This is a genomic window from Virgibacillus sp. DJP39, assembly GCF_049310925.1.
Lineage (GTDB): Bacteria > Bacillota > Bacilli > Bacillales > Amphibacillaceae > Virgibacillus_F.
The window spans coordinates 104924-124424 of sequence record NZ_JBMERP010000001.1 but is presented as its reverse complement, the minus strand read 5'-3'; the positions used below and the strand labels follow the sequence as shown (position 1 = coordinate 124424).

Genomic DNA, 19501 nt, shown 5'->3' with positions numbered 1-19501 from the left:
TTTGCTAGTTATTCATTTTCGTTACTGCCTGTATGGAGGCCATTAAGTCATCATCTTCATAAGCTTTAACGGTTAAATAACTTAAATATGTAGCTGCCGGAAGATGAAAAACGTCCTGAATCACCTCGTGCAGCCTTTTGGAAGGATTGCCTTTCCAAACCTTTTGTACGAGACATCCCCATATATCTTCAGTTGAAGATTTTGAATATCCCATTGTTTTAAATTCATGCACTTTGCTTAACAAAGCAGGTTCCATAGTCTTTTTCCACTCGTTCACACTTCGTATTATTTCCAACGCATTTCCTCCTGTTTTCTAAAAAGAAGACTCAATTCTATCTTTTGTCATGCTTGGACACATCTAATGCATATATATCATTGTATATTAAATTTTATTATTTGAGAAGGCAGGGTTTTTAATATGACCAAACAAACTTTTTTACAAGGTACAATCATTTTAATTATAGCAGGAATGATTACGCGTTTGTTAGGTTTTATAAATCGTATAGTCGTAGCACGGTTAATGGGTGAAGAGGGTGTTGGTCTATACATGATGGCCCTTCCAACTCTATTTTTGGTCATAACCATTACGCAGTTCGGGTTACCTGTTGCAATTTCAAAAAGGGTGGCTGAAGCAGATGCTGTCAACGATCAGGATAAAATCAAAAAAATACTGACTGTTTCATTAATTGTTACTGGGTGTACAAGTATACTAATGTCTATTCTCTTAGTATTTATTATCCCATACATTGCTACATCTTTGCTAACAGACAGTCGTACTGTATATCCTTTACTTGCCATATGTCCCATTATACCAATTGTTGCCGTTTCTTCCGTGATTCGTGGTTATTTTCAGGGGCTTCAGGATATGAAACCTCAGAGTTATTCGCAGGTTATTGAGCAGATTGTACGGATAAGCTGTGTTGCACTGTTTGTTAAGTTACTTCTTCCTTATGGAATTGAGTATGCAGCAGCTGGTGCCATGATTAGTGTTACCCTGGGTGAAATTGTATCATTAGCTTTCATTATTTACATCTTTAAACGTCGAAAAGTAATAAAAATACGTTACCGGTTTTTTAGTTACTTGAAATCAAGCAAGGACACGTTAACTGAACTATTTTCAGTAGCCCTGCCAAGTACAGGCAGCAGGATGATTGGATCAATTTCATACTTTCTTGAACCTATAATCGTTGCGCAAAGCCTAGCCATTGCTGGTGTCGCCAGCAAACTGGCGACTGAGCAATATGGACAACTTACAGGATATGTATTACCACTTTTATTTCTACCAACTTTTATTACACAGTCTTTAGCCATCGCGCTATTACCTTCAATTAGTGAGGCAGGAGCTAATCGGAACAAAACATTAATCCATTACCGAATCCATCAATCCCTTCGTATTTCTTTTGCATCAGGAGCACTAGCAACAATCGTTTTATCTTTATTTGCAGGACCTATCTTATTTTATATGTATGGGTCGGATGATGCCAGTAGCTTCCTTATACTGATGGCTCCCTTTTTCATCCTGCTTTATATACAAGCCCCACTTCAGGCCGCACTACAAGCGTTGGATCTGGCAAAACCTGCTATGTGGAACAGCCTTATTGGAGCGATAATAAAATTCATTGCATTGTTTATGTTAGCTTCCAGTCCCAGATTTGGAATTACTGGTGTAGCACTTGCCATGATTGTAGGAGTAGTATTAGTAACGCTATTGCATCTAGCTAGTCTACAAAAAGCAATAAAATTTTCTATCCCTTTTATAGATATAGTGAAAATGGTAAGTCTACTGACACTTACATGGTGGTTTGGCCATATATTAAGAGATATTTATACATCTATCGATTCCAATTTATTCTCTTTAGCAGGAATATTTCTGGTCTTAATACTTATTTATATCGCCTTACTTTTCATACTACGGTTTGTAACGAAAGAAGAATTAAAGCAAATTCCTATCTTTGCTAAATGGTTATAATTGAAATATAGTTCGTCTATTTTAAAAAAACGTGAATAAAATGACAGTAAATGGACTAACTAGGGGGAAGTAGAATGGGGAAACAACAGTTTGTGGCACTAATGTATGGGTGGATTGTAATACTTGGACTAATTTTTATTTCAAGTATGGTTATTGCCCTGTTATTGAGATTCACACCGTTAAATGAGCCTGCTTTATCATGGGTAACACTTATAGTTGGATTAATAACATTATTCATCGGAGGAATTGTAGCAGGAACAAAAAGTAAGAAAAAAGGACTGTTTATTGGCTGTATTACTGGTCTGGGATTTACTTTGTTTACCTTTGCAGTTCAATATCTAGGGTATGAGCAAACATTTTCATTAGAACAATCTTTTAATCATTTAGGATACATTCTGGTAGCTGTTTTAGGAGGCGTAATCGGCGTAAATGCTGTTGGAGGAAGTGAGCAATAATTAATACTTTACCGTGGCACATTTACATGTTTAATAATCTTAGAAAACTTGGCTTATCGCCAAGCCTTAATGGCGAAAGTCTAAGTTGTACTTATGCAGTAAGAAAGGATTTATACTTTCTTACCTGCAAAAAAAGAAGTTGATGCATATAAAGCATCAACTTCTTTTTCAATTCAGGAGTAGTACAAGTTACAAATATGCTATCAGCAGCTTGTACTACGAAACGTTAATATACTATGTGTCTATTATTCAGAGGAATTACTAACTTCCCGAATAGCAGAACGGTCATATGTAAACTTCGCTCCGTCAGCTGTAATTACAACGGTTGACTCATCAATCGCATGAACTGCAGCATGAAGGCCACCTATCGTGACAACTGAATCACCTTTTTTCAGATCAGCTTGCATTTGTTTAACTTGTTTTTGACGCTTTTGTTGCGGACGTATTAACAAGAAGTAAAAAATTACAAACATTAATATTATTGGAAGCAGACTATACAATGTATCCATCTTTTTCCCCCCTTTCTAGAAGTTCTTAGCATTCGGCTTATTCAACCCATATTGTTCAAAGAATGCTTCTTTAAAATCCCCAAGACGATCCTCGCTTATAGCTTTTCGCACTTGTTCCATTAATTTTAACAGAAAATGGAGGTTATGATAAGTAGTAAGTCTAAATCCGAATGTTTCGTTACATTTAATTAAATGTCGGATATAAGCTCTTGTATAGTTTTTACAAACATGACAATCACAATTTTCATCTATAGGTGAAAAATCCCTAGCATATTTTGCGTTGCGAACAACTAGTCTACCATTAGATGTCATGCATGTCCCATTACGAGCAATACGAGTAGGCAAGACACAGTCAAACATATCAATTCCACGAATCGCACCATCAATCAGTGAGTCCGGTGAACCAACCCCCATTAAATAACGTGGTTTATTTGATGGCATAAGTGGTGTTGTATACTCAAGCATTCGATTCATGATATCTTTTGGTTCGCCTACTGATAATCCACCAATTGCGTAGCCAGGGAAGTCTAATGAAGTCAGATCCTGAGCACTCTGCTTCCGTAGCTCCTCATATTCACCACCTTGAATAATTCCAAACAAACCCTGGGTAGAAGGGTTTTGGTGTGCCTCTAAGCATCTTTCTGCCCATCTTGATGTACGTTCAACAGAAGACTTCATATAATCATATGAAGCAGGATACGGAGGACATTCATCAAACGCCATCATAATATCTGAACCTAATGCATTTTGAATGTGCATCGCTTTCTCAGGTGATAAAAATAATTTTTCACCACTTATATGACTGCGAAAATGAACTCCTTCTTCTTTGATGTCACGAATTTTACTCAAACTAAAAACTTGAAATCCTCCAGAATCGGTAAGAATGGGTCTATCCCAATTCATGAATTTATGCAGTCCTCCAGCTTCTCGAATGATGTCTTCACCAGGTCGCAGCCATAAATGATACGTGTTGGACAAAATTATTTTTGCTTCCATTTCTTTTAGTTCTTCTGGGCTCATTGTCTTTACCGTTGCAAGGGTTCCTACTGGCATAAACATAGGCGTATCAAATGAGCCATGTGGCGTGTGGACTTTACCTAACCGTGCACCTGTTTGTTTGCACGTCTTTATTAATTCATACGTAATTGATGTCATTTTATTCGTTCCTCTTCTATAGAATTAACATAGCATCACCAAAGCTGAAGAAACGATATTCTTCCTTTACAGCTTCTTGGTAAGCACGCAGTATATTTTCGCGGTCAACGAGTGCACTAACTAACATAACTAATGTGGATTTCGGCAAATGGAAGTTTGTGATTAATCCATCAATTGCTTTAAACTCATATGGTGGATAAATAAAAATATCCGTCCAGCCACTAGACGCAACAAAGCTTCCATTATGATCACGTGTAATAGTTTCAATTGTTCTTGTAGAGGTTGTCCCAACAGAAATAATTCTGCCCTTGTTTTCTTTAACCAGCCTAAGTGTTTCTGCTGTCTCCTCTGTCATATGATAAAACTCGGAATGCATGGTGTGATCATTAATATTGTCTACACTAACTGGTCGGAAAGTTCCCAGCCCAACATGAAGCGTGATAAATGTAATGATAACCCCCATTGCCCTCAGCTCATCCAGCAATTCATTGGTGAAATGCAACCCGGCTGTAGGCGCAGCGGCTGAACCTTCTTCCTTGGCATATACAGTTTGGTAACGTTCTTTCTCAGACAGTTGTTCTTTAATATATGGAGGGAGTGGCATTTCACCAAGTTCGTCTAAAACTTCGTAAAATATACCCTCATAACTAAATTCCAGCATACGTCCACCATGTTCTTTGATTGCAACACAAGTCGCTTTAAGCTTTCCTTCACCAAAAATAAGTTCGGTACCTACTTTTATTTTTTTAGCAGGCTTTGCTAATACTTCCCAGCAATCCTTTTCTTGTTGATTTAGAAGGAGTACTTCAACTTTTGCTTTTGTATCCTGTTTTATACCGTATAACCTTGCTGGCAATACACGTGTATCATTTAAGACTAAACAATCTCCTTCTTTAAGATAGTTCTTAATATCCGGGAAAAGTTTATGCTCGATTTGTTTTGAATCCCGATTCATCACTAATAATCGAGAATCTGTCCGATCCTTTAACGGTGTTTGTGCGATTAACCTTTCTGGTAAATCAAAATCAAAATCATTTATATCCATGCTGGCGCCTTACCCTTTCTTATTTCAATTTTCCTATTAAAAATAAAATAATAGATAGTACAATGCTTACTACGATGGAGGTCATAATTGGAAAATGAAAAGAAAAATTGCCTCTTTTAAAACTAATGTCACCCGGCAGCTTACCAATAAACGTCCAAATAACCCCTATAATAATAAAAGCTACACCTAAAACTATAAATAATTTTCCAACACTCATCTTACTTCAGGTCCTTTAATGCCAAAATGATTGTACGCTCTCTGTGTAACAACCCTACCCCGTGGTGTTCGCTGAATAAACCCAATTTGTAATAAATATGGCTCGTATACATCTTCTATAGTTTGTGATTCCTCTCCAATTGTAGCTGCAATCGTATCGAGCCCAACCGGACCACCCTGAAAACCTTCAATAATATTCATAAGGAGTTTGTGGTCAATGTGATCCAATCCAACTTCATCAACCTGTAACATTTCCAGAGCCAAGTGTGTTGTTGTCAAACTTATCTCGGTTTCACCTTTAACTTGGGAAATATCACGAATTCTTTTCAATAACCGATTTGCAATTCGAGGTGTTCCTCTTGATCTTCCAGCTACTTCTACAGCAGATTCCTTAGTAATTGTAGTTTGAAATATATCAGCAGTACGTTCAACAATTGAACATAGATCTTTTGCTTCATAATATTCAAGTCTGCTCAACACTCCGAAACGATCTCTTAACGGGGCAGATAATAAACCAGCTCTAGTCGTTGCTCCAACCAACGTAAATGGTGGCAAATCAATTCTAACAGATCGCGCACTTGGACCAGTTCCAATAACAATATCAAGAAAAAAATCTTCCATTGCCGGATACAAAACTTCTTCTACGGATCTTGGCAACCGATGAACTTCGTCAATAAATAAGACGTCTCCCGGCTCTAAAGAAGAAAGGATGGCAGCAAGATCTCCAGCCCGTTCAATAGCAGGACCAGAAGTAGACCGGAATTGTACGCCCATTTCATTCGCTATGATAGCCGCTAACGTCGTTTTACCAAGGCCAGGAGGGCCATATAAGAGAACATGATCTAACGGCTCTCTGCGCATCTTGGCAGCTTGAATAAAGATATGCAGGTTTTCTTTAACTTTATCCTGTCCAATATATTGGTTAAGCATTGTAGGGCGAAGACTAAGTTCAACAACAGAATCATCCTCCTGCATCTCACCTGTAACCATGCGTTCCTCCATCATTATTCCCCCCTGTTAGTTTTTCATTAATAATGCTAAGGCTTTCCGGATAATTTCATCTGTGTTTGTCAGGTTCTCTTTTTGTAGTTGTGGTATGACAGCTTTTATCTCTTTTTCAGAATACCCTAATGTCCGTAATGCTTCCTGTGTTTCGGAGAGTCCCTCAAACGATTCCCTGCCCCATAAACTGTCTGCATCATTTTCTTCTGCCGGGATAGAAAGCATTGTCGTTAGTTTTCCTTTTAAATCAAGAACCACCTGTCGTGCAGTTTTTTTACCTACACCTGGAAAACTAGTCAAAAATTTATCATCTTCTCGTTCAACTGCAGCTACGAAATCACTTACGTTTACGGAACCCAGTATTGCAAGCGCTCCTTTTGGACCTATGCCTGATACTTGTAGCAGTTTGGTAAAAAGTAATTTTTGTTCCTGATTTTCAAATCCGTACAAAACCTGTGCGTCTTCCCGCACGTGATGGTGCGTGAATATTAATGCTTCATCATTTAGTGAATTTTGAAAAACAAAAGGATTGGCACAAAAAATCTCATACCCAACCCCATTTACATCAACAATGACAGAATCATCTTGAATATATGTAACTTTCCCCTTTATGTACGCAATCATAATTCTTCTCCTCGTATAACAGCCTATCTTATAGTTTAACACATTTAATTATAGCTCATAAGAGCAAAAAATTAAAAACTTCTATTCGTGTTCAGAATAGAAGTTTTTAAATAACCAGATTTAATTAGCTCAATTCTAAATTGTGGTGGATATCCTGCACATCTTCATTATCTTCCAATACATCAATAAGATTTAACATTTTTCTTTCGTCTTCCTCAGGTAATGAACTGTAGTTTTGTGGAATTAATGTGATTTCAGAGTCGGAAATAGTGTAATCAAAATTCACTAAATGATTGAGAACTTCTTCAAAATCCTCTGGAGCAGTAAAAATCTCGTATGCATCTTCCTCAACTACAATATCCTCTGCTCCTGCTTCTATCGCTTGGAGCGTAATTTCATCTTCGCTTATTTTTCCATCTTCATTTCCGATAACGATGTATCCTTTTCGATCAAACATGAAAGCTACACAGCCACTTTCTCCAAGATTCCCATTGTTTTTCTTAAATGCATGGCGAATTTCAGCTGCTGTACGGTTTTTATTATCGGTTAAAATATGAACAATAACTGCTACACCACCTGGTCCATAGCCTTCATATGTAATTTCCTCAAAACTGGCACCATCGAGTGATCCAGTTGCTTTTTTAATAGCACGTTCTACATTGTCACTTGGCATATTGTCTGATTTAGCTTTCTCTACAGCTAAACGCAATGAAGCATTCGTATCAGTATCTCCCCCACCCTGTTTTGCAGCGGTGTATATATCTTTTGCATGACGCATAAATATCTTTCCCTTTTTAGCGTCCTGAGCGTTTTTTCTTTTTTGGATATTCTTCCATTTAGAATGACCAGCCATTTGGACATTTTCCTCTCCTGAAATTTCTTACTTAAACTATATCAAACTTTCTTAATCATATAAACAATAAGTTATAGAAAGCAAAAAACCTTTGCTTGACCACAAAGGTTTTATTGATTTGGCCTTGCCTTTAAATCCTTGACTTGCTCCCAATTACTTTGATCTGTGTATACAACTATCTGTTTGCTTGCGTCAAATTTTCGAACTTCCTTTTCGATGACGTCAGCAATTGCATCGTTTGTTCCAGTTCTATCATCAAACATAACTGCTACTATTATCTTTTCGTCAGTAATTGCAACTTGAGCAACTTTTATACCATGACGATCCATTAAATATTTTACAATCTCCTGCGACTTTTCATTCGTATAAATATCTTTATTGTTTGCTCCAACGTCTCCTCTATTGATTAACTTTTGATCTGACTGAGAATAACCACCTTTTTCACCTATTGTCTGATCACGTAAACCAAGACGCCTGTTCTTTTCTGTTTCATTTTCATAATTTAATGGCTGAGATTGAGGTTCATTATTGTTGTTGTCCGCGGCGCTATTCTCACCATCCGAACAAGCTGTCATAACGATAACAATAAACAATAAGCATACATAATTAAGTTTCATTAAAAACCCTCCTTTAAAATTAGCTTGTTTAAAAAAGAAGTTTTTAACCCTAGTTAATTATAGTAATTTTCAAAGTTGGAAAAGTTGAATATAAATATGTCTTTTAAATCCACGTACTTATTTTTTTAATTTGAACTGCTTGGCGTCTCTGCGTTTATGCTCGGTTCTTCTATGCATTTTTTCAATAATTTCTCTATCGCGTTCAGGAATTTCTTCTCCTTTAAGAAATGCGTCAATTTTTTCATAGGATGTTCCCATTTCAGTTTCATCTGTTTGACCTTCCCAGAGATCTGCGCTTGGCTGCTTTTTAATAACCTCATCTGGAACTCCCAGAATCTTAGCCATTTCGCGAACTTCCTTCTTTGTAAATTGAATAATTGGTAATATATCTACTCCGCCATCACCATGCTTGGTGAAATAACCTGTATACCATTCGGAAGCATTATCTGTTCCTACTACCAAATAATTGTAATTGGTTGCTAACGAATATGCTGTGCTCATACGTAGGCGTGCTCGTAAATTCGCGTTAGATAATTGGTCCTTATCTTCTTCCCATTCACCTTTTTGTTTTAACTTATTCTGAATTTGGCTATACATAACATTATGTGTTTCTGTTAAATCAATCGTTATTTTATCAATATTACATTTTTTGATTACCATTTCTGCATGTTTTTCACTATCAGGGTTACTGTTGAGAGGCATAATTACACCTAACGAATGGTCAGGAACAGCACGTTTAATCAGATTTGCAACAACAGCAGAATCTAAGCCTCCACTTACACCAACCAAGAGCCCCTTGACATTTGCTTCTTCTACCTGATCCCTTAACCATTGAACAATTTTTTCGATTGTTTCCTCCATACCGTTAACTCCTTTATGTAACTTACTTTTATCTATTATCTTAACATTATTTCTTGTATTAGGAAAAAATTTAATTAAACTGGACCAATCAAAAAGAGAGACGAAAATTGCTACCCGTCTCTCTACATTGGTTTACTTATTGTTTTGTTCTTCTTCATCGTCTCTAAATGGTTGGAAACCGGGTGGAGTTGGATATGGATCTCCATACCCGTTATTCATACCCATTTTGGGATATGATTTGCCATCATGATGACTTTGTGGCTTCTTCGGCATTGGTATATCAGGAACATCATCATACATATTCATGACATCGTTATAATGTGGTGAATTTTGATTATACTTATCCATTGCAGCATTATAATGTGGTTTTTGATGCATATTCATGTTCATTGTGCTATTTGGGTAAGGAGGTTTAGCTCCAGAACACCCACATGGTTTGGGTGGGCTTTTATATGAAATTGGTTTTTTTGCCGGCATAGACATTGGTGAATGGTGGTACATCGGTTGCATTGGATAACAACACATTGGTACTCCCATTGGCATTGGCTGATGCATTGGCTGATGCATTGGTTGGTTCATTGGTTGTTGCATTGGCTGATGCATTGGTTGGTTCATTGGTTGTTGCATTTGGTATGGCTTTTCTTTAAACGGCGCTTCCTTCTTTTGCGGTGGCATTTGGGATAAATTAATAGTTGTATACTGATACATGTCTTGATCCATGATTGGCATTTGATACATCGGTTGCTTTTGATTCATGATTGGTGTTTCTTTTTCGTCTTCCTTTATTACTGGCATCGGCTTTGGGGAGATATCCTTGTAAGGTGTTTTGACCATCTCTTTTTCATTTAATGCTAAACTTTCTTTTTTAACTGGTTTTGCATTACTAGGTACTTTAATTTTCATCCCGGGCATAATCATATCAGGGCTGGATAATTGTGAGTTAAGTTCCTTCAACTGATTAAAGTTGACATCATACTTATTTGCAATTTCCCACAATGTATCCCCCTTCTTCACAATGTGTATTCTCAATCTAATTCAATCTCCTTCCTTATCTTGTTAAAACTGGGCTAACCATTCATTAACAACATATGCAGGAACCTAGAGAAAGTTGAACTAGAATAAAAAAATACTACATCAAATAAATAAAATGACGTAGTATTTTATGTTTCTATTTATTAAATTTTTACTCGATAAATTCAAACTCATAATCCGTTAATCGGATGGTGTCACCATTTTTAGCTCCACGTTTACGGAGCTCTTCATCTACACCCATACCGCGCATCTGGCGTGCAAAACGTTGCACTGCTTCATCTTTGTTAAAATCTGTCATTTTAAAGAGCTTTTCTATCTTTATACCAGATAATACGTAGGCACCATCTGGGTCCCTTGAGATCGTAAATGGTATCTCTTCTTTTTGATACCTATAAACCACTTTCTCATCTTTATCCTCAACGGTTGTAGTTACTTTTGGAATCTGATCTAATCTATCTGCAATTGCAAACAAAATATCTCTGAGTCCATTTTTTGTAACAGCGGAAATAGAAAAAATTGGGTAATCATCATTTATTTTCTCTTTAAATATTTTTAGATTTTCTTCAGCATTTGGCATATCCATCTTATTAGCAGCAATAATTTGTGGGCGTTTCGTGAGTTTTAAATCATATTCTTTTAACTCTTGATTAATCTTCAAAAAATCTTCGTATGGGTCCCTACCTTCTGTGCTGGCCATATCGATTACGTGTACAATTAATCTTGTCCGTTCCACATGCCTTAAAAACTGATGCCCTAAACCAACACCTTCACTTGCACCTTCAATTAAACCAGGTAAATCTGCCATCACAAATCCACGTTGATCACTTGTTTCAACGACCCCCAAATTTGGTGAAAGTGTTGTGAAGTGGTAGTCAGCAATTTTAGGTTTTGCAGCGCTAACAACAGATAACAAAGTAGATTTACCTACACTAGGAAACCCAACTAAACCAACATCGGCTATCAATTTCAATTCAACTTTAATTGTACGTTCTTTCCCTGGCTCTCCGTTTTCAGCCATATCAGGAGCAGGGTTCCTTGGGGTAGCAAACCTTGTGTTTCCACGTCCACCTCTTCCTCCAACAGCTATGACAGCACTTTGCTTGTGGGTAGTTAAATCTGCTATAACGGCGCTTGTTTCTTCATCTATTACAGTTGTACCCGGCGGAACAGGAACAATTAAAGGTTCTGCATTTTTTCCGTGTTGTGTTTTGCTCATACCGTTTTCCCCACGTTTAGCTTTAAAATGACGATTATACCTGAAATCCATTAAGGTATTTAACCCTTCATCAACTTGAAAAATAACGTCACCACCATTTCCACCATCGCCACCTGCTGGACCACCCATTGGTACATATTTTTCTCTACGATAGGCCACAAGACCGTTGCCTCCATCGCCTGCTTTTACAAAAACACTGACTTGATCTACAAACATTATTCTTCACCTTTTCTTATCCTAGGGATAGTTATCGTGTAAGTGAATAGATTTTCACTTCTGTTATGTGTAATATTTTTACTTTCAATTGGAAAATCATCATTCACTATTTCATTAAATGATCCAGCTAAAGTAAGTTGAACTTTTAGTTGTTTAACTTTTGGATGATATTGGAATAAAAATTTTCCTTCGTACAGTTCACTGTCCTTTGAAAACTTCTGCATGTGTGAAACACACTGTTGTGAATATGCAGTAAGTTCCTCATCTATTTCAGAAATATCTATTTCATCACGAATAGCGTATGTAAAACGAAAATTTGGATGTATAGAATTAAATGGAATTAACCATAACGCAAAATTTGGTGCATTCAAATTCATAAGTCTTCGTTCCTCTTCATAGTGCGCCATATATGTGGCTAGCTTTTCCTCAACTTTGTCCAGTTTCCCCATACTTGTGTATGCATGAACGACTTGCAGATCATTCATGAGATCGTGTCGATAATAGCGTAGTATATCCATTACTTTCTTTTCTTCCACTAATATCCCTCCATTGATATGAAAAGTATAGCAGATAAAAACTAAAAGGGTAAGCATCCATTTCTTATTTGTTTTTAGTTATTACCAACATCCATTATTATAAAAGGCTGTTTTCTATAACATTGCTGTTATTGACATAGAATCTATAAACTGCTACGTAACTGCTATGTTTATTTCCGCTGCGGACCGTTACTTTCCGCGGGAGTCAACGCTCCGTAGCGTAAATCAACTATCGTAATAGTAAGTGAGCCACACAGTACTGTTGAAACATCGTGTTAGCGGAGGGAAAACACGAAGACTCCTGCGGGAAAGCGAAGCGTTGAAACCCCGCAGAGTGCGGTTTTTACGATGTCTAGCTGTGGCTCCTAGCGCCTCCGCTTTTCGGAAGACCGAGGAGGCTCATGCAAGCCCTAAGGTGCGCGTAGTGATTTTTCCGCAGCGATTGCAGGGCGTTGAAAAACTTTTCACTACATCGCAGTTTTAATCAACTGCGAAGCTTAAAAGCAACAAAACTTATGAAAAGAGCCTTATTAAAAAAACTCCAATCAGAAAATTGATTGGAGTTTTTTTAAATTTAAGCTTCTTGTGCACTTGGATAAACACTTACTTTTTTGCGATCGCGACCATAGCGTTCAAATTTTACGATACCATCAGCCTTAGCAAAAAGTGTATCATCTCCACCGCGTCCTACGTTTTCACCAGGATAAATTTTAGTACCGCGTTGACGATACAAAATAGATCCACCAGTTACAAACTGTCCATCAGCGCGTTTAGAACCAAGACGTTTAGAATGGGAATCACGACCGTTCTTTGTACTACCTGCACCTTTTTTCTGAGAGAAAAATTGTAAATCTAGACGTAACATATTGCTGCACCTCCTTATTTATTCTGTATTGTTACAAATTGACTGTATTCCAGTTCAATGGTTTCAAGTGAAATAACCATACTTTCGAACAATAGTTGTATCTTCTCCAATTCAACGTTGTTTAAATGACTTGGGATAGATACATGAAGATACCCACCTTCACCTGCTTGTTCAATTTCCAAGTCTGTATCACACAACTTCATTACTGCATTTACTGCCCCAAATGTCACTGCTGATACTCCAGCACATACTAAATCATATCCGTATGGACCGCTATCAGCATGACCTTTGATTTGAAAGGCATGTATTTGGTTATCTTTACGATAAACAGTTACTTGGATCATATGCATTTACCTTTATAAATTAATTTTATCAATAACCAATTTAGTATATGGCTGACGATGACCTTGCTTACGGCGATAGTTTTTCTTTGCTTTAAATTTAATAACAGTGACCTTCTTTTGACGGCCATGTTTATCAACTTTAGCAGTTACCGTTGCTCCACTTACATATGGAGTTCCAACTTTAACATCATCTCCACCAACAAAAAGCACTTTGTCAAAGGTAATAGATTCATTTGTATCTCCTACAACCTTTTCAACAATAATTTCCTGACCTTCTGTAACTTTGATTTGTTTACCACCTGTTTCAATAATTGCGTACATATTACTGCACCTCCCTAACTGACTCAGACTCGCCATAGTAGGTAACTTACAAGAAGTTTTAAAACCTATTCTGTGCGGTTGTAGCATTTGGTGCTACTACGATGTTTAACGTATTGATATTATCATGTTTTAATAGAGTATGTCAAGCAACCATTCTAAAAGTTTACTTCATTCTACTGACTTCGTCAATTGTAATATTGTACTGTTTATACTGGAAATAACTTTTGAGGCAGTCTCTTTCAGTGATCCTTTTTTTACGTCCCTCAGGATAAGAAATATAAATAATATGATTCCTCTCTCTCGCAAAAAGTGAAAATACATCAAATAAGGAATAATAATCCGCGACCCTAATCGGAGATACTTTTTTCACTTGATGCTCACTATAAAAACGCTTTGACAAAAAGCGTAAAAAAACATAATACCTTTGTTTCCATTCGGTCCGATTCTCTAAAAGAATAAACAGAAAAATAAATAAGGAGCTCAAAGTAAATGGTAAAACAAACAGTAATAAAAACAAGATGCAAACACTAATAGACACTGAAATCAGAATTATGTTCGTATGAGCTTTTTTGTATGGTAAGTAGGCTGACAACAATGTAAATAAAAGCTTTCCACCGTCTAATGGCCAGATAGGCAACAAATTAAAAAGTAAGATAACATTATTATAATAGATAATTAATTCCATAATCGAGTTTGGAAAGAAATTCATTGGCATTAGTATCACGATAAAAAGGTAAATGAATGCATGTTGCATTGGTCCGGCTATGCTTACCAATGCTTCTTCATACAAAGGTTTATTACCGAATTCATCGGTTTCCATCACGCCTCCGAAAACCCATAATGTTATACTCTTGATTCTCCACTTGAAAGAAGTTGCCATTACATAATGTCCAATTTCATGAAAAAACACTATAGCTAGCATGACAACGATTTCCATGAACGTTCCCGTAATAAATCCAATTAAAAGAAAAGTGATTAATAGTGGATGTAAATGTATAATAGGAAACAATTTACGATTGGTCATCGACTTCAATTACCTGCAAAGGGTCAACAAACTGATCATTTTTTTTAACGGCAAAGTAAACACTTGAACTGCTGTCTGATGGAACAAAATTGCCAATCACCTGATTACTGTTCACTGCCTGGTACAGATGAACATTGATAGCGCTCAAATGACCATACGTTGAAGTACTGCCATCTGGATGCTGGACGACGACCGTTTTACTCGTTTCTGGGTCATTCCCTGCAAAAATAATGACACCTTGGCGTATAGCAGAAATACTAGAGGATTCACTGGGTGAAATTAACACTCCTTCACCATTAGTTTGAAACGACTCTGCTATGCTCCCAGATACCGGTAAAGCAAACATAGGGTTGAATTCACTTGTCATTACTTTATTATCGCTGGGAGTTAATGCTACTGGCGTGCCAAAAGATTGCTGATACCACTGATTTACTTTTGCAAATGGGAACTCATTTGTCAGCAGACTCTTCGCCACAACTTTGGGATTCTCTAAAGCATCATTGGTTGACTGTAACAAAAGCGCAGTTCCAAGAAACAAAATACTCGATAAAATCCCTTTAAAAACAAAACTGGAAACCATTTTGCTTTTTCTTTTTTGTAATGATGAGGCATCAGTGAAAATTGGGAAATAACCGTGTTTTTCCTCTTCCTGAACTTGAAATTGAGAAAATTGATTTTGAATTGAATCAGAATTAGTTACACCACGTGCTTTTTTTCTGGATGAAATTGATTTACGAACTTTATTAAGTTTTGGATCCACATTCTCACGTCCTTTGTCATACTTTCATTCAATTATATGAAACAAATGGACAAGATATGATAAACTACTTCTTTAAAGAAAAGCTATTCTCTAAAAGATTGTTGTTTTTGACATAAAACCTATAAACTGTGACGAAACTGTTAGGTTGATTTTCTACCACCCTTTACTAAATTGGTGCTGACCCAGCGCTGCTGAAAACACTCGCTTTCCGTGGGGAACGCTTCAGCCTCCTCGGAGCAAAAACCGCTCACTGCGGGGTCTTCAGACTGTTCCTTTCCAGGCCACTGAAAAAACGGTAGATTTTAAAAATTTAACTTTTCTCTTCAAATTAGCATCTTGAATATACGTAGACTCCTGCGGGAAGTAAGAGATCGACGAGACCCCGCAGGACGGTAGTCCGAGGAGGCTCGGCACTCTCCCTAAGGTGCGCGAAGTATATTCGAAGATGCGACGGCAAATCGACACATTTTGTACTACATTTAACTTTTTCAGCGGCCTCGTTCCTTTCCCACTGGAGACATGCATTTTTCCGCAGCTTAAATAGCTTTTCTCTTCAAGGAACAAGGAGTCCCATGAAACATAGGGTTCATTACATGTTTCTATCTTAGTGAAGGCAGAAATACGTAGACTCCTGCTTAGAACAGCACGCGTCCGAAGACCCCGGAAGAAGCTTTCTTTGCTTCTTAGGAGGCTGAGGACGTGCCAGGCGTCATAGAAGACACTGTGAAAGCGTCAGCTTGAGCAGTTGTCGCACTTGTACCCGGAGTGGTGAAAGCGAAGTATTCTGCCGGAACGGCGTCGGAAAAGTTTTCACTATGTCGCAGTTTGCATCAACTATAAAGTTAAACAGCAACACAACTTACGAATAGAACCTAAAAAAAGATACTTAGAACGATTAATGTTCTTTGTATCTTTGTATTTTAGGAGTTCATTCCAAAAAAGCCTTTTAACTTCTTAAACATCCCTTTATCATTCTCTAGAGATTGCAACGGTACTGTTTCACCGAGAATTCTTCTTGCTATATTCCGATATGATATGGAGGCACTCGTATTAGGGAGTAGAGCTACTGGCTCACCTAAATTGGATGCTTTTATAACTGAATCATCATCAACAACTATACCAATCAGGTCTATAGAAAGTATTTGAATAACATCATCTACATCAAGCATATCCCCATTTTTCATCATATGTGTACGAATCCTATTGATTACTAGACTAGGTGGTTCAATATCTTCTTTCTCCAATAGCCCGATAATCCTGTCAGCGTCCCGTACACTTGCTTTTTCTGGAGTAGTTACAACTATTGCTTTATCAGCTCCTGCAACCGCGTTTTGAAAACCTTGCTCTATGCCAGCTGGACAATCAATTATGATATAATCATAATCCTGTTTCAGTTCAGCTATAATTTTTTTCATTCCGTCAGTGGTTACAGCCGATTTATCACTTGTTTGAGCTGCTGGTAATAAAACCAAGTCATCAAAACGCTTATCCTTAATCAACGCCTGTTTCAGCTTACATCTTTCTTGTATGACGTCTACGATATCGTAAATAATTCGATTTTCTAACCCCATAACTACATCAAGATTCCGTAACCCAATGTCAGTATCAATTAAGCATACCTTTTTCTCCATTAGTGCTAAAGCTGTTCCTACATTTGCAGTTGTAGTTGTTTTACCAACTCCGCCTTTACCTGATGTGATAACAATTGCTTCACCCATTATTTATTCTCCTCTCGAACCCACTCAAATCAATCTGTTTATGTGAAAGAACTTGTAGTCTATCAATAACAATTTTATCTTGCTTTTCATCGATTCGGCCACATTCCATGTATACACCCTCAGATTCATAATCTGGTGCTCGACTAATATAGTCTGCAATTCGGAGCTGGCTGGGTTTCATATAAGAAGCCACGATTATTGCACCACGATTCCCATTAAAACCAGCGTGGGCAATCCCTTGTAAACTGCCCATCACATAAATGTTCCCAGTAGATACGACCCTACCACCAGGGTTTACATCACCAATCAGTAGTAAATCACCCCTTACTTCTACTACTTGTCCAGATCTAACTATACGGTTTAATGTTTTTATTTCACTATCTTCCATCCATGATAACGCATCCTGGCGAGACACCACATTGGACTCAATCGATTCTACGGTGAAGTGGTTTCCATTACTGATTAATTCTGTTAACTGATTCAATTCAGTCTGTTCCAAGTAGCGGTTCCCAAGTTTAACACTTACTGGGACAACAGGTTCATCTTTTTGTGGTCTATTTATTGATAATTTTTCACTCAAGTCATAGTATGCTTCATCGTAAGAGCAAGAGTCTTCTATAAACAGGGTAAGCCCGTCTCTTGTACCCTTTATAGTAATTAATTGTTTTTTTTCTTGCATGTAATTTCACCTCAATAATCTCAAAGCATTTTTGAGCAAATAATAATAATAGACTTGTAAATTGTGGTTAATTAGTTTTAGATATTTGGTCATCCTGCCATTTGATTAAACGATTTTTAATAATAGGATATAAAACTATTAACAGCAATAAATTTGCTAGTATTGTTGGTACCATTCGGTAAAGCAGGTAATTCGCTAGAACCATATCTGTTAATCCAACTACTGAAAATATTAAATAAATTATAAAATCAGCAAACATAATACCAATTATACCCAATAAAATAGTTACATGTATATTTCCATGTACAAATTTACTAATACCATGCAAAAGATAAATTGTAAATGCATATGCAAACATATAAACACCTAAAACTCCTGTGTAGACTATATCAATTAACATACCAAAAATCGCGCCATACAGTACAGAAAAATATGTATGGTCACTATCATAAAATATTGCCATGTATAACAAAAAGACAAACACCCAATGTGGGATAATAAGTAAATTATTCATAACAAGGTCAGAGGGTAACAATTCTATAGCTACACCTTCTAGTATAACAAAGACAAACAGAATAAGTGGGAGGTATAAACGTTTCATTATTGTTTATCCTCCTGTACCTCTTCTGTCTTATCCTTCTCGGCAATTGTGCGATCGACCACAATCAAGTTATTAATTTCATACATATTTGCTGCGGGTTTAACCAATGCAGTTCTCGTTAATCCATACTGATCCGGAACAACTTCTTTAACTGTTCCTATTACTAATCCTGCCGGGAATACCCCGCCCATACCTGAAGATACCACCAGCTCACCTTTATTTAAATCTGACTCAGATTCTTCAATTATCTTAAACAGTAATGAATTAGTTTCTTCGTTGTATTCTTCAATTAATCCGAAAATATCATTTCCTTTTTCTCGAGATATAGTTGCAGAAATACGGTTGAATTGATCAAATCCAGTCAACAATTTGACAGTTGAGGAGGTTTTTGACGGAGTTTGTATTTTACCAACCATACCGGCGCTTGTAATTACAGCCATATTGGCACTAACTCCATCTAGTTTCCCTTTATTTATCGTTACCTGTTCAACCCAACGCTCGGGGGTTCGGGATATAACGGTTGCCTGTATTGGATTGAAATCGCGAATACTTTCAGTTTTATCCAGTGTTTCTCTTAGTTTTTCATTGTCTTCTTTAATTTCCTGAACTTCATAAATCAAGCTTCTGTACTGTGCTAGCTTCTCTTTGAGTAATTCGTTTTCTTTGTACGTATCCTTCAAATCATCAATATTAGTGAAAATATTTGTTACAAAATTAACTGGAGTGTGAACAACACTTTGAGCCCATCCAACTGTGTCCTTTATAAATTGCTCTGGAGTAGTTAATTCGTCTCTGCCCTTTAGGGAGAATCCGATTAACACTACCAGAACAATAATTCCAATTAAAATAATAAACAATCGTTTTTTTCTGAAAAACAGCATTA

At 36.9% G+C, this 19501-nt stretch carries 24 protein-coding genes and 1 other annotated feature; of the genes, 2 read left to right on the top strand and 22 right to left on the bottom strand.

The window, feature by feature from the left end; translation table 11 throughout:
- Positions 1-4: 4 nt before the first annotated feature.
- Positions 5-295 (bottom strand): post-transcriptional regulator, encoded by a 291-nt coding sequence (locus ACOI1D_RS00605; RefSeq protein WP_422498333.1) that lies wholly within the window; start codon positions 293-295, stop codon positions 5-7.
- 123 nt (positions 296-418) lie between these two features.
- Here ACOI1D_RS00605 and spoVB point away from each other — a divergent pair, with 123 nt between their 5' ends.
- Entirely contained in the window at positions 419-1969 is a 1551-nt protein-coding gene (spoVB, locus tag ACOI1D_RS00600; protein ID WP_422498332.1) for a stage V sporulation protein B, read from the top strand.
- Between the two features lie 74 nt (positions 1970-2043).
- Entirely contained in the window at positions 2044-2424 is a 381-nt protein-coding gene (locus ACOI1D_RS00595; RefSeq protein WP_422498331.1) for a TIGR04086 family membrane protein, read from the top strand.
- A gap of 245 nt (positions 2425-2669) precedes the next feature.
- On the opposite strand, the gene yajC is transcribed toward ACOI1D_RS00595, so the two are convergent.
- From yajC to mreC, 21 genes are all read right to left on the bottom strand, one after another.
- Positions 2670-2933 carry a preprotein translocase subunit YajC gene (yajC, locus tag ACOI1D_RS00590; RefSeq protein ID WP_422498330.1) on the bottom strand — a complete coding sequence of 88 codons (264 nt, stop codon included), beginning with the start codon at positions 2931-2933 and terminating at the stop codon, positions 2670-2672.
- A 15-nt stretch (positions 2934-2948) separates the two neighbouring features.
- The gene (tgt, locus tag ACOI1D_RS00585; RefSeq protein ID WP_422498329.1) at positions 2949-4088 is read right to left on the bottom strand and encodes a tRNA guanosine(34) transglycosylase Tgt; all 1140 of its coding nucleotides are present in this window, start codon (positions 4086-4088) and stop codon (positions 2949-2951) included.
- 16 nt (positions 4089-4104) lie between these two features.
- On the bottom strand, positions 4105-5133 hold the full coding sequence (gene queA, locus ACOI1D_RS00580; protein ID WP_422498328.1) for a tRNA preQ1(34) S-adenosylmethionine ribosyltransferase-isomerase QueA: 1029 nt from the start codon (positions 5131-5133) through the stop codon (positions 4105-4107).
- Positions 5134-5152: 19 nt separating this feature from the next.
- Positions 5153-5350 carry a DUF2905 domain-containing protein gene (locus ACOI1D_RS00575; protein WP_422498327.1) on the bottom strand — a complete coding sequence of 66 codons (198 nt, stop codon included), beginning with the start codon at positions 5348-5350 and terminating at the stop codon, positions 5153-5155.
- On the bottom strand, positions 5347-6351 hold the full coding sequence (ruvB, locus tag ACOI1D_RS00570; protein WP_422498326.1) for a Holliday junction branch migration DNA helicase RuvB: 1005 nt from the start codon (positions 6349-6351) through the stop codon (positions 5347-5349). Before ruvB ends, ACOI1D_RS00575 begins: the two co-directional genes overlap by 4 nt.
- 15 nt (positions 6352-6366) lie before the next feature.
- Entirely contained in the window at positions 6367-6975 is a 609-nt protein-coding gene (gene ruvA / locus ACOI1D_RS00565) for a Holliday junction branch migration protein RuvA (protein WP_422498325.1), read from the bottom strand.
- Between the two features lie 124 nt (positions 6976-7099).
- On the bottom strand, positions 7100-7828 hold the full coding sequence (locus ACOI1D_RS00560; RefSeq protein WP_422498324.1) for a YebC/PmpR family DNA-binding transcriptional regulator: 729 nt from the start codon (positions 7826-7828) through the stop codon (positions 7100-7102).
- Between the two features lie 110 nt (positions 7829-7938).
- Entirely contained in the window at positions 7939-8445 is a 507-nt protein-coding gene (locus ACOI1D_RS00555) for a YhcN/YlaJ family sporulation lipoprotein (RefSeq protein WP_422498323.1), read from the bottom strand.
- Between the two features lie 117 nt (positions 8446-8562).
- Positions 8563-9306 (bottom strand): NAD(+) synthase, encoded by a 744-nt coding sequence (gene nadE, locus ACOI1D_RS00550; RefSeq protein WP_422498322.1) that lies wholly within the window; start codon positions 9304-9306, stop codon positions 8563-8565.
- 132 nt (positions 9307-9438) lie between these two features.
- Positions 9439-10335: a SafA/ExsA family spore coat assembly protein gene (gene safA, locus ACOI1D_RS00545; RefSeq protein ID WP_422498321.1), complete on the bottom strand. Its 897-nt coding sequence runs from the start codon at positions 10333-10335 to the stop codon at positions 9439-9441.
- Positions 10336-10489: 154 nt separating this feature from the next.
- Complete coding sequence (obgE, locus tag ACOI1D_RS00540; protein ID WP_422498320.1) at positions 10490-11770, bottom strand: GTPase ObgE; 1281 nt, start codon at positions 11768-11770, stop codon at positions 10490-10492.
- Positions 11770-12306 (bottom strand): Spo0B domain-containing protein, encoded by a 537-nt coding sequence (locus ACOI1D_RS00535; RefSeq protein ID WP_422498319.1) that lies wholly within the window; start codon positions 12304-12306, stop codon positions 11770-11772. The genes obgE and ACOI1D_RS00535 overlap by 1 nt, the downstream gene beginning before the upstream one ends.
- A 574-nt stretch (positions 12307-12880) precedes the next feature.
- Entirely contained in the window at positions 12881-13171 is a 291-nt protein-coding gene (gene rpmA, locus ACOI1D_RS00530) for a 50S ribosomal protein L27 (protein ID WP_422498318.1), read from the bottom strand.
- Positions 13172-13185: 14 nt separating this feature from the next.
- Positions 13186-13515: a ribosomal-processing cysteine protease Prp gene (locus ACOI1D_RS00525; protein ID WP_422498431.1), complete on the bottom strand. Its 330-nt coding sequence runs from the start codon at positions 13513-13515 to the stop codon at positions 13186-13188.
- 12 nt (positions 13516-13527) lie between these two features.
- Positions 13528-13836: a 50S ribosomal protein L21 gene (gene rplU / locus ACOI1D_RS00520; protein WP_422498317.1), complete on the bottom strand. Its 309-nt coding sequence runs from the start codon at positions 13834-13836 to the stop codon at positions 13528-13530.
- A 15-nt stretch (positions 13837-13851) separates the two neighbouring features.
- Positions 13852-13926: a sequence feature (ribosomal protein L21 leader region), on the bottom strand.
- Positions 13927-13999: 73 nt separating this feature from the next.
- Positions 14000-14860: a M50 family metallopeptidase gene (locus ACOI1D_RS00515; RefSeq protein WP_422498316.1), complete on the bottom strand. Its 861-nt coding sequence runs from the start codon at positions 14858-14860 to the stop codon at positions 14000-14002.
- Positions 14847-15620 (bottom strand): peptidoglycan DD-metalloendopeptidase family protein, encoded by a 774-nt coding sequence (locus tag ACOI1D_RS00510; RefSeq protein ID WP_422498315.1) that lies wholly within the window; start codon positions 15618-15620, stop codon positions 14847-14849. The genes ACOI1D_RS00515 and ACOI1D_RS00510 overlap by 14 nt, the downstream gene beginning before the upstream one ends.
- 920 nt (positions 15621-16540) lie before the next feature.
- On the bottom strand, positions 16541-17338 hold the full coding sequence (gene minD, locus ACOI1D_RS00505; protein ID WP_422498314.1) for a septum site-determining protein MinD: 798 nt from the start codon (positions 17336-17338) through the stop codon (positions 16541-16543).
- Entirely contained in the window at positions 17331-18017 is a 687-nt protein-coding gene (gene minC / locus ACOI1D_RS00500) for a septum site-determining protein MinC (protein ID WP_422498313.1), read from the bottom strand. The genes minD and minC overlap by 8 nt, the downstream gene beginning before the upstream one ends.
- A 67-nt stretch (positions 18018-18084) precedes the next feature.
- Positions 18085-18618: a rod shape-determining protein MreD gene (gene mreD, locus ACOI1D_RS00495; RefSeq protein WP_422498312.1), complete on the bottom strand. Its 534-nt coding sequence runs from the start codon at positions 18616-18618 to the stop codon at positions 18085-18087.
- Positions 18618-19499: a rod shape-determining protein MreC gene (gene mreC / locus ACOI1D_RS00490; protein ID WP_422498311.1), complete on the bottom strand. Its 882-nt coding sequence runs from the start codon at positions 19497-19499 to the stop codon at positions 18618-18620. Before mreC ends, mreD begins: the two co-directional genes overlap by 1 nt.
- Positions 19500-19501: the final 2 nt, after the last annotated feature.

What these genes read in the sequence shown, in the direction of transcription:
- minC (WP_422498313.1), bottom strand. Translation starts at nt 18,017, where the DNA reads ATGCAAGAAAAAAAACAATTAATTACTATAAAGGGTACAAGAGACGGG.
- mreD (WP_422498312.1), bottom strand. Translation starts at nt 18,618, where the DNA reads ATGAAACGTTTATACCTCCCACTTATTCTGTTTGTCTTTGTTATACTA.
- ruvB (WP_422498326.1), bottom strand. Translation starts at nt 6,351, where the DNA reads ATGGAGGAACGCATGGTTACAGGTGAGATGCAGGAGGATGATTCTGTT.
- ACOI1D_RS00575 (WP_422498327.1), bottom strand. Translation starts at nt 5,350, where the DNA reads ATGAGTGTTGGAAAATTATTTATAGTTTTAGGTGTAGCTTTTATTATT.
- queA (WP_422498328.1), bottom strand. Translation starts at nt 5,133, where the DNA reads ATGGATATAAATGATTTTGATTTTGATTTACCAGAAAGGTTAATCGCA.
- ACOI1D_RS00560 (WP_422498324.1), bottom strand. Translation starts at nt 7,828, where the DNA reads ATGGCTGGTCATTCTAAATGGAAGAATATCCAAAAAAGAAAAAACGCT.
- yajC (WP_422498330.1), bottom strand. Translation starts at nt 2,933, where the DNA reads ATGGATACATTGTATAGTCTGCTTCCAATAATATTAATGTTTGTAATT.
- ACOI1D_RS00595 (WP_422498331.1), top strand. Translation starts at nt 2,044, where the DNA reads ATGGGGAAACAACAGTTTGTGGCACTAATGTATGGGTGGATTGTAATA.
- rpmA (WP_422498318.1), bottom strand. Translation starts at nt 13,171, where the DNA reads ATGTTACGTCTAGATTTACAATTTTTCTCTCAGAAAAAAGGTGCAGGT.
- ruvA (WP_422498325.1), bottom strand. Translation starts at nt 6,975, where the DNA reads ATGATTGCGTACATAAAGGGGAAAGTTACATATATTCAAGATGATTCT.
- ACOI1D_RS00515 (WP_422498316.1), bottom strand. Translation starts at nt 14,860, where the DNA reads ATGACCAATCGTAAATTGTTTCCTATTATACATTTACATCCACTATTA.
- mreC (WP_422498311.1), bottom strand. Translation starts at nt 19,499, where the DNA reads ATGCTGTTTTTCAGAAAAAAACGATTGTTTATTATTTTAATTGGAATT.
- rplU (WP_422498317.1), bottom strand. Translation starts at nt 13,836, where the DNA reads ATGTACGCAATTATTGAAACAGGTGGTAAACAAATCAAAGTTACAGAA.
- spoVB (WP_422498332.1), top strand. Translation starts at nt 419, where the DNA reads ATGACCAAACAAACTTTTTTACAAGGTACAATCATTTTAATTATAGCA.
- obgE (WP_422498320.1), bottom strand. Translation starts at nt 11,770, where the DNA reads ATGTTTGTAGATCAAGTCAGTGTTTTTGTAAAAGCAGGCGATGGAGGC.
- tgt (WP_422498329.1), bottom strand. Translation starts at nt 4,088, where the DNA reads ATGACATCAATTACGTATGAATTAATAAAGACGTGCAAACAAACAGGT.
- minD (WP_422498314.1), bottom strand. Translation starts at nt 17,338, where the DNA reads ATGGGTGAAGCAATTGTTATCACATCAGGTAAAGGCGGAGTTGGTAAA.
- nadE (WP_422498322.1), bottom strand. Translation starts at nt 9,306, where the DNA reads ATGGAGGAAACAATCGAAAAAATTGTTCAATGGTTAAGGGATCAGGTA.
- ACOI1D_RS00525 (WP_422498431.1), bottom strand. Translation starts at nt 13,515, where the DNA reads ATGATCCAAGTAACTGTTTATCGTAAAGATAACCAAATACATGCCTTT.
- ACOI1D_RS00555 (WP_422498323.1), bottom strand. Translation starts at nt 8,445, where the DNA reads ATGAAACTTAATTATGTATGCTTATTGTTTATTGTTATCGTTATGACA.